The following is a 14,147-nucleotide window of genomic DNA, read 5'->3' on the forward strand; positions in this document are numbered from 1 at the left end:
ACGTTTTTCACAACGTCCATCCAGCGAGCTAATATCTTACGGTTTTGATAAAACATTGGGGTTATGACGCTCGCCAATATAATTGACACGAGGTCGGAAAAGTCGATTGTTTGCATGTTGTTCAACCACATGAGCACATAAACCTACTGTTCTAGCACTAAAGAAAATCGGTGTATATATTTCAATTGGAAGTCCTAGCATATAGTAAACAGGAGCTGCATAGTAATCTAAATTTGGATAAAGCCCTTTTTCTCTCTCCATAACAACTTCACCAGCTTCACACATTTTATAAAGTAAGTCGTCACCCTTAGAATCACAAAGCTGTTTTAATGCTTTTTTCATGATGAGTGCTCTAGGATCCATCTTCTTCATATAAACGCGATGACCAAATCCCATGATCTTTTCTTTACTTGCTAATTTCTGTTTAAGTAACTGCTTAAACTTTTCAACTGAACCAGCTTCTAAAAGCATGTACATAACAGCTTCATTTGCTCCTCCATGTAAACTACCTTTTAATGAAGCTACAGCTCCTGTTAAGGCACCATACAAATCAGATTGTGTCGAGGCGATAACTCTAGCTGTAAAAGTAGAATTCGGCATCTCATGTTCGCTATATAATAATAAAGATTGGTCAAATATTTTTTCCTCAATTGCAGATGGTACTTTTCCGGTAATCATGTAATAGAAATTGGCACTATATGATAAATCTTTTTTCGGAGGTACAACATCTTGTTTATTAAGTACTCTGTAACTATTTGCTACGATATTAGGTACTTTCCCCAATAAAGTGTAGGCGCGTTTCTTATTTACTGTTAATGAACGATCATTAATTTGAGCATCATATCCGGCTAATGCAGAAATACCCGTTCTTAGTCCATCCATTGGATGTGTTTTCTCTGGTAATAGTTTTAATATCTTCAGAATATCTTCGGGAACATCATATTCATCCTTCAAAGTTTGTTCTTGTATTCGTTTTTCTTCTGATGATGGAAATCTTTCGTGAAGTAGTAAAAATACGATATCTAAATAATCGTTATTTTCTGATAACCTAATAAGATCATATCCTTGTATGACAATCTCACTATGAATTGTATCTAGGAAAGACAGTTTTGTTTCAGCTGCAATAACTCCATCCAGTCCAGGGGAATAATTTACTTGTCTAGTCATTTTTACTCCTCCAATTCAAATAGTCTTGATACAAGTTCTTGAAAGTATTATCAAAATTATGCAAATGCAACTTCTTCTCTTCATCGTCTATTCTTTGTAATTCTATTTCATATTTTATTTTGTATGACTATCTTGTCGTGTTGGATCTCTTACAAACTAGATTGTTTAATATTACAGACTTAAAGCAATTGTTGTAATAGCCTTCTGTACTCTATAGCCCCCTTTTAATTTTTGCGAACTATCTTAAATAGCAACAAACAATACCGATTTATATTTTTCATTGGTGCTTTTAGTCTTAATAATTGATTGGAACAGGAACTAAACACAAAAAAACAACTTCTAATAAGTTGTTCATTCACTAAAAAATTTTATTGCTATCTCATCCACGACTATCCCTAGCCTTTCAGGGAATTAGTGCTCTATTAATTAGGAAGGACTACCGGCTCATGATAATTGATTTTCGAATCTTCCCATTTTTATTGTCCAAGAACAGAGGCATTTTTCGGTGCGCTCTCAATTACAAAAGACGGTAGTTGCGGGACTCAAATCAACTTCCCTTTTAAGTAGATATAAAAAGTTCTTTATTCACACCTATTAATTAGCTTATTCAATTTTAAATATAACAAAATATTCAAAATATTGCAATTTTTTATTTTTTAATTTTCCCAATTAGAAGTTGTGAATTGATCACAATCTTTTCCTAGACACGCTCTGACCAAGGGGTATCTCCTTATATGCAAACTTTTTCCTTTAGATAATTTAATTATGATGTTAATTTTCTATGTGTAAGTTAAACCCTTTTAACAGTTCTTTTATTTTTTCTAACTTCCGGTGATTTAGTTTTAGCATTCCATGTCCTTCTTGAGTCTCTGGATTTCCTAGTGGAACTGTCTGATTTAAGAGTTCATTATATACTTCTAACTCTGTTAATCTATGCCCAAGAATTGTTTCAAACTTGTCTATTAATAGAGCAACAGCCCCTGACACATGTGGAGCGGCCATAGATGTACCAGATAATACGGCAAATTGGTTACCAGGAAAGGTTGATACAACTTGCTCCCCTGGGGCTACTAAATCCACTTCACCATTAGAATTACTAAATCTGGATATGCGTCCGCGCTGGTTAATCGAACCTACAGCTACAACTTCCGGATAAGCAGCTGGATAACTGTACTCAATTGTATCGGCAATTCCATCCCCATCATTTCCTGCAGCACACACGACCATTATATTTGCTTGAACTGCGTTTCTAATCGATGAATGTAAGGATGGATCATCATTTGATCCCCCTAATGACATAGAGATAACCCGTACTTTTTCACCTTTTGGGCCAGTCCAATTGATAGCGTAATCAATAGCTGATGAAATGTTGTCTGTAGTTCCTTCTCCTAATCCATTTAAAGCCTTAAGTATTAACAATTTAGCTTTAGGCGCTACACCAACTACTCCAAAACCATTTTTTGCTGCTGCTATAATTCCGCAGACATGTGTCCCATGTCCGTTATTATCAGCAAAATTAATAGGATTACTATTATTATCATCTGTGAAATTATACCCTCCAATAATTTGATTAATTAAATCAGGGTGATCTGGCTGGCATCCCGTATCAATTACAGCCACTACAATGTTCTCTCCTTTATAACCTTCCCTCCAAATTGAGCGCGCGCGAATCATTCTTATCCCTCGTGGAACTTCCACAGTGTTTTCTTTAACACCTTCAACACGGAACGGTATTAGTTGAACATTAGGCAATACGTTCCTCTCCCTTCAAATTAACCCTAATTGGGCAGTAGCAACTCCTTTTTTAAGGACAGATGTGGAGTATCACACTTATAACCCGTTTAGGTTAGCTAAATTAGCATTTCTTTATTCTATGTACGGGGATAAGCATTCGCTATAAACCTTTGTATCATTTGAACTTATAGTTTACTAGGGAACTACCTTACTTTTATCTATTTAATAAAACTATAATTACAGCTTTCCTACATACCGACATATTGAAATAATTACATTTAGATGGGTTATGTTATTACCCCTCTAACCCGTCCAACTAGAAATAAGGAGCTGTTAAAAGCTCCTATTGTGAAGTGACCCCCTCGTATCACAAGGTCCACTAATTATTCTTTATGCATCATGTTTATAACTGGAGCCGGACTAGAACCGCTGTACCAGTGGAGCTTAAATCCCGTCTAGTACCAATTCACCCTTTCATTTTAGATCGCCGCCTAATCTTTATTATCTTTTTAATGGAAAATCTTTTTAATTTAGAAAATCGAATTTCAAAAGTCCAATTGTTTATCCAAAGTGATATTCCTGTTTCAAGGATAATAAATAAAAGAAAACATGATATAACTATCCAAACAATCTTAGTTAATGTAATCATCCCCCTTTACTCTTTACTATTCAATTTGTTGAGTATATATAACTCAATATGTTATGGCAATTAGCATAGCGGTGAGTGTGGAAATCTGTTCTACTTGCGAAAGAGAAGATAATTAGACCTTTTCGCAAACACAAAACCTAAGAAGACTCTGTCTTAAGCTATAAGTTTATACTGTCGTTTACCCTTGTAATAAATAAAGTTATACTTTTACGGAACATAAAAAAGCACCCATTCAGGTGCTTTCCTATAATTTATACGATTAACTCAGTGAGTATAAAAGTCACTGAATATATATTGAGGTAATATTATTTGAAAATGTGTCCCATTAGGACTGCTATCGACTATTTTTATATCTCCACGATGCTCAAAAATGATTTTCTTTATAAAAGGTAACCCTAGACCTAATCCATCTTTTTTAAAAGAGATAAAGGGATCAAAAATGGCTTCCCAATTTTCTAAAGGTACACCTTTTCCAGTATCAACAATATCGATAATGATTCTATCACCCTCAACAAGAGTAGTCACAACGATTTTTTTTACTTTTCTATCCTGTGGTATAGCTTCCAAACTATTTTTAATTAAATTCACAAACACTTGTTTTATATAAGTATCATTTACATAAGCTTTTAAAGTTTTATACTTTTTCTCAAAAGAAATTTCTACAGAATTTTCTTTGAGGACTTCTTTTGATAATCCAATTGCTTGATCTATTATTTCATTAAGATCAAACATTTTAAATTCAATAGATTTATATTTTATATATTTCGTGTAATTTAGTGTTAAATCATTAAGCTGGTCTGCAGCAATTTGAATCATTTCATTCATATTTTTACCTTGTTCTGGTAATGGTGTCAACTCACTCATCAATTTTGAATATCCTTTAATAATTTGTAATGAATTTTTCACTTCATGAACTAAGCTCGCAGTCAAATTACCAGTATAATCCAATTTCTTTTGGCGTTCCAATAATTGGTTGTAACTGATTGTCATCTTCGTATTCATTTTTACAAAAGAGAAGATTATGATGACAGAAAAAATAATAACGCCAAAGCTACTATACAATGCACCTGTCCCAGGTACAAAGTTTAATAAACCTGAAAGAAATAGTAAAAAAGAGCAGAAAGAAAAAGTCCCTAAAAACCCTTTTAAATAGATATTTTGAATATATTTAGAAATAAAATAAGAAAAAACAATAAAAATTACAAAACTTGCTGTATGAAACATATATAAAGATTGAAGCGGTCCATACTCTGGAAAATAAAAAGAATTGTTGGTATTTATTATCTGTACTTCTTTCAGTCCGACTATTCCATAATCTGTTAAATTAACAATAAAAACAAAAGTACTCCAAACTACTAATAAAATCAATACCTTTTGATTAAAAATTGATACTAAAGGACGATAAAATTGGTTATCTTTAATATATGCCGAATGTTTTTTTACCGTAACATAAGATAAATAAAACACTAGAGGAATCATAAATGTTGGACCTGCTCTAAAAAACTTAAATAGTAAGAGAATAAGTTCTTCAGATATGACCCCTTTCAAATATAATACCGCAATATCTATTTGCCAAAAACTAATGGATAGCATATAAAACAACAAGGCATATGATAATTCCGAACCTTTATAAATCTTTAATACAGAAATCGCCAAAACTATAGGGATTATACCTATAATAACAATCAAAAACGATATGATCATTTCTAACTCACCACTCTATTTATGTCTCTTTATATATGCACAGGCATTGTTACCCCCATGACCATGATTCGTTATTGCTACTTCATTTACCTCTTGATGCCAAGTTTCTGTCACAATGGACATTTCTTCATATCCCTCTTTATTGGTTCGAATTGTCGGAGGGATAAATCCGTGATTAATACTAATTAAAGAAGAAATAACCTGTAATACCCCAATGGCTCCATATGGGTTACCAATCATACTTTTGATTGAAGTATAAGGAACGTTGTGATTAAATAATCTTTTGGAACATCTTTCCTCAATTCTATCATTCACTTGAATTCCTAATGCCTGACTATTAATATAATCTGGTTTTCTTCCTTCTATCACTTCTTTTAAAGCGCTAATCATTTGTTCGCCAGTTTCTTCAATAGAATAGATATGTACCCCATCATTGTTTGATACAATCTTGTCAATTTCACCTAAAATTTCAATATTCCTCTTTCGTGCATCTTTTTCTCTTTCCAGAATTATTACTCCAGAACCTTCAGAAATTGCAAAACCTTTACTATGTTTATTGAATGGTACCGCACCTACATCTAGTGTTTGATTGATGGGAATAGACTTTGTTTTGGCAAAACCAAAACAAGCCATTTTATTCACTAAACTATCTGCACCTCCGACTACAGCTACATCTATAATACCATTTTTTAGGTATAGCATTGCATCTTGGATAGCTTCTAAGCTAGATGTACAACCAGTGGTTATCGTTTTTGTTATCCCCTTGATTGATAAATAATGAGCGATTTCAGCAGTAATGCTATGATAATTTGAAAAATGAGAAAAAGTTATGGGCACTTTCCTATAATTATTTTCATTTACATGAATGATTGAATCATGAAAAAGCTTCTCACCAATTGCTCCCACAGAGATTCCAAAAAACAGCCCAACCTTTTTATCCGTTAAATCCGAAAGCTGAGCTTGTTTTAAGGCTTCCTTTCCGGATGCCATCCCGAGTAAAGTAGCCCTTGGTAATCGTTTAAACTTATTATCTGTCTCAAATTCATCTAAACCACTATTTAAACGCCCAATAATTGTTGTCTCACCATTTGGTGAAAGGTCTGTAACAGTTTCTAAACAACATATCCCATTTTTTAAATTATTTATGTATTGTGCAATATTATTTGTGTTTGGGGCTTTTACCCCATATCCTGTTATAACTACTTTATCTTTCAAACTTACCACCCTTTGATTATAAACTATTCCAAGATGTAATTATTCTAAATGAGATAGAAGGCAGTATTTATTATTATAGTATAATTTTCACGAAAATTAGTGGACAGATATTTAAAAGGAGTGATTCATTTCAAAATAACCCATCGAGTTTTATTTTTTCGGAACTATTTCAACGAAAAAAAGATGGTCTTTATTTGATAAGGAACAAAACAATACTTTCCAAATTTCACCTTGGGCATTATTATTTTTTCATTTAATATATTAAACTGCTTGGTATTCTCTCATATTCACACCATTAACTATTGAATTATATCATTATTCAGTTGGAATTCGCTACTTTTTACCCATTTATTCAATCGCTATTATATATAGTCCTCTACTAATATGTATTCTTTATTAACCTACTCAAAATGAGAAAAAATATATTCATTTAATAATAGTCCTTTTGCAACAAAAGCAGCTCTCTAATGTTTTGTATGGAAAAAAAGCAACTGAATTTATTTACTATACCTAAACTTAAACCCAGTTATCCTTTATCAGCTTAGTTTTCTAAAAAAGTTTTTTTGTTTTGATCATAGGCAGGTTTAGGTGCTTTGAGCGTATAGAACAATCCACTAAAAATCAAAAATATACCCAGCCATTGGAACCAAACTGGACGAAAGCCAACCAGCAAGATATCTAAGAGAATGGCGACAGCAGGGTCTACAAATATCATAAAGGAAACGATGTTTGTAGATAGATGACGAATGCTATTAAAAAACAGAAGGTACACTATACCTGTATGAACAACACCAGTAAGAACTGCGTAAAACCATTGAGTAGTATTTATTGATGTATAACTTGGAAAATGAATAAAAGGAAGTAGAATTAGAATACCAATCAGCATTTGAAGGAATGTGGTCGCATATACACTTGTCTTTGTAATACTTTTTCCAAGAAGCATTGTTGCTGCATAGAAAAATGCTGCAACAATTCCGTATATAATCCCTTTCCATTCAAAAGTATTTGAGCTAAATCCTTCTGTTCCCATAATAAATAAAGTTCCTATAAAACATAGAGTGATAGCTAAGATTGAGAACAATTTCAACTTCTCTCTAAAAATAAAGCTACCTATAATTAGCACTATCATAGGTGCTAAATGATAGAGTGAAATAGCAATAGTCACCGATATTAATTCAAATGATTTAAAAAGGAATATCCAGTTCAATAAATTGGCTGCCGCACAAAAAACGATTAATAGAAACTCCTTTAGATTCCATTTCTCTTTCTTAAAGTTACCTGTCACAATCCAAACTGTACATAAAAATATGGCTGCACACACACAACGAACAAATACCAGTTCAATTGCTGGAAGCCCAGTGAGCTCAGAAAAGAATCCGATAGAGCCGAATATTGCCATAGCTAGTGATAATTGCAGTATTGCTGTTTTATTCATTATATCTCCTTACTATTTTACAAAATTACCATACTTTCAAGTATACCTCACAAATGATATTTCCAAAAGGTACTTAACAAGGCACCTCTTTCATGATTATCAGTTGTTATCCTAACAGTCGACAAACAACTTAAGCGTAAATTAACCCAGTAATACTTCTATTTACGCACTCTGTATGTATCTCAATCCTTGCCTATTAACTATCGATTTGTGAAAGACCAATACAATAAGCTGTGAACTTATGTTAATGTGTTCACAGCTTAAAAAGTTAGCCTACCTTTATTTGTTGTATAGATACGCTACCTTGAAGTACATTTAGAATTCTATCTCACTATATAAAACTCTATTTGGAATACTTCTCTATGAATTTACATATATAGATGCTATCAAGTGAAACTTCAATCAGTGGGGGTTCCTCATCCCCACTGATTGTTAGCAGAACCGTTCGAGGTTTTACTGCATCTTCAAGCGAAATAATAAAATTCAAGTTTACTATAATAATTTACCTTTCTACATTAAAATATCGTGCTTCAGGATGTGCAAAAACAATTGCAGAGACGGAGGCTTCTGGTTCCATCATAAATCCTTCAGTTAATTCTACACCGATATCTTGAGGTTTTAAGAGACGGAAAAGCTTTTCCTGATCCTCAAGATTAGGACATGCAGGATAACCGAATGAGAAACGTTGACCTGTATATTTTGCTGCGAAACGTTCTTTCATCGTCATTTCTATCGGATCGCTAATCCCCTGTGCATCTCTCATCAAATGATGCATTCTTTCAGCAAAACCTTCAGCCGTTTCAAGGGCGAGAGATTGTATCGCATGGCTTTTTAAGAAGTCACCTTCCTGCTTCCATTTTTCTGCCCATTTTCTAATTCCTTTACCAGCCGAAACAAGAAAGAAACCGACAAAATCCATTTCACCTGACGAAACAGGTTTTATATAATCAGCCAAACATAAGTATGGGCTACTTTCCTGACGAGGAAAATCGAATTCCTCCAAAATTTCCTTGTGGTTATCAGGATTGTATATTTTAACTTTATTACCTTCACTTTGTGCAGGGAAGAACTGATAAATACCATTTAAACTGTATTCATGATTTGACTTTAAAAAATCGATAAGTTCATCAACAAGGTCATTAAGCTCGATCGCCCGCTCATCTCCCTGATTTAGTAGTGCAGCCACTTTTCCTTTCAAACCAAGATGGTGACCAATCAACATTTGCCTGTTTATGTATGGTTGAACGACTTCAATTGGATAGTTCTTTAATACATGACGTAGTTGATCAATTGGCTTCTTGACAGGAGCGACAGATAACGGTTTTACTTCTGCTTTTTTTCGTTCCGGTTTTTCCATTGTAGCCACGATCGCCGCATTTTCCCTTGCTATCTCTCGTTTTTCATTTACTTCCCTTAGATACTCTGTTTTTTTATGATCGTCATGTAAAATATTTGCAACTGCAAGCCCGTCCATTGCATCTTTTGAGTATAAAACTGGACCATCATACTCAGGAGAAATTTTGAAATCTGTAAATTTACGTGATAATGCGGCACCTCCAACCAGAATAGGAATGTCAATGCCTGTTTGTTTTAAATCCTGCGCTGTAAGGACCATTTGCTGAGCTGATTTGACAAGTAATCCAGACAGTCCAATAACTGTTGGGTTATGTTTACGAACCTCTTCAATGATTTGTTGTGAAGACACCTTTATCCCAAGATCGATTACTTCATAGCCATTGTTGGATAGAATAATGTCCACTAAGTTTTTGCCAATATCGTGCACATCACCTTTGACAGTCGCTAGTAGCACTTTTCCTTTTTTCGCACTGTCTTCTGTATTTTCCATTAGCGGTTCAAGATGAGTAACAGCCGCTTTCATAGCTTCAGCACTTTGTAAAACCTCCGCAACGATAAGCTGATTGTCATTAAAGAGGCGACCCACTTCCCCCATCCCGTCCATTAGCGGTCCGTTAATGATTTCAAGCGGTTCATCTCCGCGTTCAAGTGCCATATTTAGGTCAGTAATTAAGCCTTCTTTTGTACCCTCAATAATATAATTTGCCAATCGTTCATCTAGAGGAAGGACGGCGGTATTTTCTTTTTTCTCGGCCTTTTTACCACGATAAAATTCTGTGAAAGTCGCTAATGATTCTGATGATGTATCGAACAATAGTGCTTCAGCCAGTTTGACCTCTTCTTCCGGAATCGAAGCAAAGCGTTCTAATTTTTCTGTATTGACAATCGCATAATCCAATCCCGCTTTTGTACAATGATAAAGGAAAACGGCATTGAGGATTTCTCTTCCCCTTGGCGGAAGACCAAATGAAACGTTAGATATCCCGAGAATTAGCAGACATTCAGGAAAAGTTTCTTTGATTGCCTGAATTCCTTTTACCGTTTCAAGGGCAGATCCGATATACTGCTCATCTCCTGTCCCAACTGGAAATACAAGCGGATCGAAAATCAAATCACGTTCTAACAATCCATATTTATTGACTAGTAAATCAACAGAACGCTTAGCAATTTCAAGCTTTCTCTCGGCGCTAACCGCCATCCCCTCTTCATCGATTGTACCGACAACGACGCTAGCGCCATATTGATGGATAAGTGGTACAATCTTTTCAAAGCGATCTTCTCCATCCTCAAGATTAATAGAGTTAATGATCGCTTTGCCCTGCGATCTTTTTAACGCTTCCTCCAAGACAGCTTCATCCGTTGTATCAATCACAAGTGGTACCTTGATTTTCTTAACCACCTCAGTGACGAACTCTTTTATATTTCCTAATTCATCATCATCAGGATCAGCCAGACAAATATCAATGACATGAGCACCTTTTTTCACTTGTGCTCGAGCAATTTCTGCCGCCTGCTCAAATTTCTTTTCCCTAATTAGTTCCTTGAATTTACGCGACCCGATAACATTCGTCCGTTCACCGACAAATAACGGACGCATTGAATCATCATAGATTAGGGGTTCAATTCCTGATATTGCATGACCGTGTGTATTATTTTCAATAGTTCGTGGCTCAATCAATTCTAGTACTTTTACTAATGCAGCTATATGCTCAGGGGTTGTACCGCAACAACCACCAATGATATTTACCCAGCCTTTTTCTGCAAACTGTTTCATTTTCTCTGCTAAAGAAATCGGTGATTCGTGATAATGCCCTTCCTCATCTGGGAGTCCGGCATTTGGATAACAACTAACAGCTCGATTTGATAAATTCGCCAATGTTCTAATATGGTCAATCATGAACTCTGGTCCAGTCGCACAATTCAATCCGACCGCAAGTGGATTCATATGTTCACATGAAAGATAAAACGCTTCTATCGACTGACCGGCAAGTGTCGTTCCCATCGGTTCAATTGTGCCAGAGATCATAATGGGTACTTCTCGTCCGAATTTAGCAAACGCCGCTTTTATTCCAGAAAAGGCTGCCTTCACATTTAACATATCCTGACATGTTTCAATAAGAAGTAAATCCACTCCACCATCTAGCAGTCCTAATGCCTGTTCTTCATAAGAAGCAGTCAAAGCTTCAAATGTAGTTCCACCAGTTACAGACAAGGTCTTTGTCGTTGGTCCCATAGCTCCTGCCACGAATCTAGGCCATTCATTACTCGAATATTTTTCGCAAGCAGCTTTAGCAATTTCGGCAGATTCTTTGTTTAGTTTATATGCCAGATAACTTATTTGATATTCATCAAGCACGATACTTGTTGCACCAAATGTATTTGTTTCGATGATGTCTGCACCAGCTGCCAAATATCTTTCATGGATGGATCGAATGATATCAGGTTGGGTTATCGTTAAATATTCGTTACAGCCATCATATTGTTCACCACCAAAATCCTCTGCGGTTAAATTCTCTGCTTGTAACATAGTCCCCATCGCGCCATCTAGTAATAAAATTTTCTTTTTCATTTGTTCCTGTATTAACTGTTTACTCATATGCTCCCACCTCCGAAGTTTGCCTACTATCTACTTTTCTAATATGTTTCGTCAATTTTACAGTCATGTCATAATATAAAAACGGGGTAATTAAATAAATTCCCTTAAATTTATCCATGGCAGCATCAAGCAATTCCTTGGCAATGGCTACTCCTTCATTTTTAGCTTTATTTAGATCATTACCTGCAGATGCCATTGCTCTGCGGACCTCGTCTGGCAATAGGATACCTGGCACTTCGTTATGGATAAACTCAGCATTTCTTGAACTTGTTAATGGCATAATACCAAGAAATATAGGTGTTTCTAAATGCTGCGTGGCTTCATATACTTCCTCTATTTGCTTCACAGAATAAATTGGTTGTGTCAAAAAAGAGTCAGCCCCACAGGAAATCTTCTTTTCAATCCGTTTAACTGCTTTATCGAGATATTTAACATTTGGATTAAAAGCAGCAGCAACTTTAAAATTCGTTTTTTGTCCTAGACTTTGCCCAGAAAAAGAAAGTCCTTCATTAAATTGTTTGACAAGACTTATTAAATCTAATGATGATAAATCATATACAGATGTCGCTCCCGGAAAATCACCGATTTTAGATGGGTCTCCAGTTACGACTAAAATTTCATTTAAACCAAGTGTTTGCAAACCCAACAAGTGCGATTGTAAACCGATTAAATTACGGTCACGGCATGTTATATGAAGAAGCGGCTTTATTTCATGCTGTGTTTTCAAAAGTGTACCTAATGCCACATTAGAAATTCGCGGTGAGGCGAGCGAATTATCGGCCATAGTAACTGAGTCTACCCCTGCTTTCTTTAAAGCAATGGCACCTTTCATAAAGGCTTCAATCCCTAATTTTTTTGGAGGATCCAATTCAACTAAAATCGTTCTTTCCACTTTTGCTTTTTCATGGAATGCTTGCCCTTCATCAGAATTCCCCACTTCAATAATCTCGATGTCTCTTATTTTTATTTTTTTATCTTGAACTGGAGCTAGCGTACTTACAGCATTTTTTATTGCTTCAATATGAAAAGGCGTTGTGCCACAACAGCCTCCGATAATGGATGCTCCCTGCTCTCTAAGCTCAAGTGCGGAAGAAGCAAAATATTCAGGTACTGCGTCATATACAAGTCTTCCATCGACATAATCGGGTAAACTGGCATTCGGGAACACGGCAAGTGCTGCCTGTTTTGGTAACGAAACAGATTCCAATGCACGAATCATATGATGTGGACCAAGTCGGCAGTTAATACCGACTACATCTGTTCCCAACTGCTCTAATCTTTGAAAAGCATCGTTTAACGACATCCCATTTTGTAGGTTTCCAATATCATGAAGTGAGACATTTGAGATGATTGGTAAATCCGTTTCCTGACGTGCAATTTGAAGAACAGTCTCCAATTCTTCAAAATCATAAAACGTTTCAAGTATAACACCGTCTGGACCTTCAAGTAGGAGACTATATAACTGCTCCCGGAAAATCCGTTTGATCTCCTCCAAGCTTAAATCTGATTTACGTATACTTCTTAAGGCACCTATCGTACCAAATACAAATGCATTCCCTTGTGCCGCCACCTTTTTTGCAATTGCAATGCCTTTACGATTGATTTGACTTACCTGATCCTCCAATCCATAACGCTTTAACTTATAAAAATTAGCCCCATATGTATTCGATTGGATAATATCGGCTCCCGCATTCAAATATGTTTGGTGAATCGTTTCAATTTGATTTGGATTCGTGATATTCAATTCTTCATAACAGAAGTCAATGCCGTGGGAATACAATAAAGTTCCCATTGCTCCTTCTCCTACTAATATTCGTTTTTTCATTTCTTGACGAAAATCCATAATTACCCTCTTTCTGAGGAATATCGCAAGTCTTTCATTATGGGACATCCTCACTGTTTTCATCATTCTTATTTATTTTCGAAGCATTCCATTACTGAAATTGGTATGTTAGCTTGTAAAGTTTACTCAGTTTTCGTACTCACTGTTTTTGTATATCATGATAAAGTAAACCACAATCGCCTTAAACAAATGCCGACAGTTATAGTGAATCTTGACCATTTTGTATTTGCGCAATCATCTTCTGTTCTTTCAATTAATTACATTCTAAATATTCTTTCTTTTATCAACGAAATTTTCCTCCTTTTTCGTTTATCTCGCTAACCTTTATGGATTCATACCAAGCTATCATTTTAAGGAGAGCCACTCCTTATCACATGTTTGACTTTAGTATTTAGATGTAAGTTGCTTACGTTCAAAACTATTTAAAAAAACTTTCTTAACTTTATAC

General features: G+C 35.1%; 7 protein-coding genes and 1 riboswitch. All 7 genes read right to left on the reverse strand.

The window, feature by feature from the left end; all coding sequences use genetic code 11:
* Positions 1–36: 36 nt before the first annotated feature.
* A complete protein-coding gene (gene mmgD / locus HNP81_RS13395) occupies positions 37–1,167 on the reverse strand; it encodes a citrate synthase (RefSeq protein ID WP_182502943.1) in 1,131 nt (376 codons plus the stop codon).
* 412 nt (positions 1,168–1,579) lie between these two features.
* A riboswitch (cobalamin riboswitch) is annotated at positions 1,580–1,777 on the reverse strand.
* Positions 1,778–1,938: 161 nt separating this feature from the next.
* Entirely contained in the window at positions 1,939–2,919 is a 981-nt protein-coding gene (locus HNP81_RS13400; protein WP_246399348.1) for a S8 family peptidase, read from the reverse strand.
* 895 nt (positions 2,920–3,814) lie between these two features.
* Positions 3,815–5,254: a sensor histidine kinase gene (locus HNP81_RS13405; RefSeq protein ID WP_182502944.1), complete on the reverse strand. Its 1,440-nt coding sequence runs from the start codon at positions 5,252–5,254 to the stop codon at positions 3,815–3,817.
* A gap of 15 nt (positions 5,255–5,269) precedes the next feature.
* Positions 5,270–6,469 carry a beta-ketoacyl-[acyl-carrier-protein] synthase family protein gene (locus HNP81_RS13410; protein ID WP_182502945.1) on the reverse strand — a complete coding sequence of 400 codons (1,200 nt, stop codon included), beginning with the start codon at positions 6,467–6,469 and terminating at the stop codon, positions 5,270–5,272.
* 541 nt (positions 6,470–7,010) lie between these two features.
* The gene (locus tag HNP81_RS13415; protein WP_182502946.1) at positions 7,011–7,904 is read right to left on the reverse strand and encodes a DMT family transporter; all 894 of its coding nucleotides are present in this window, start codon (positions 7,902–7,904) and stop codon (positions 7,011–7,013) included.
* A 502-nt stretch (positions 7,905–8,406) separates the two neighbouring features.
* Positions 8,407–11,856: a methionine synthase gene (metH, locus tag HNP81_RS13420; protein WP_182502947.1), complete on the reverse strand. Its 3,450-nt coding sequence runs from the start codon at positions 11,854–11,856 to the stop codon at positions 8,407–8,409.
* Entirely contained in the window at positions 11,849–13,699 is a 1,851-nt protein-coding gene (locus tag HNP81_RS13425) for a bifunctional homocysteine S-methyltransferase/methylenetetrahydrofolate reductase (protein ID WP_028390804.1), read from the reverse strand. The genes metH and HNP81_RS13425 overlap by 8 nt, the downstream gene beginning before the upstream one ends.
* Positions 13,700–14,147 lie beyond the last annotated feature (448 nt).

Origin of the sequence: Peribacillus huizhouensis (assembly GCF_014138605.1) — a bacterium.
GTDB classification, from domain to species: domain Bacteria; phylum Bacillota; class Bacilli; order Bacillales; family DSM-1321; genus Peribacillus; species Peribacillus huizhouensis.

What these genes read in the sequence shown, in the direction of transcription:
- mmgD (WP_182502943.1), bottom strand. Translation starts at nt 1,167, where the DNA reads ATGACTAGACAAGTAAATTATTCCCCTGGACTGGATGGAGTTATTGCA.
- HNP81_RS13405 (WP_182502944.1), bottom strand. Translation starts at nt 5,254, where the DNA reads ATGATCATATCGTTTTTGATTGTTATTATAGGTATAATCCCTATAGTT.
- HNP81_RS13425 (WP_028390804.1), bottom strand. Translation starts at nt 13,699, where the DNA reads ATGGATTTTCGTCAAGAAATGAAAAAACGAATATTAGTAGGAGAAGGA.
- HNP81_RS13415 (WP_182502946.1), bottom strand. Translation starts at nt 7,904, where the DNA reads ATGAATAAAACAGCAATACTGCAATTATCACTAGCTATGGCAATATTC.
- metH (WP_182502947.1), bottom strand. Translation starts at nt 11,856, where the DNA reads ATGAGTAAACAGTTAATACAGGAACAAATGAAAAAGAAAATTTTATTA.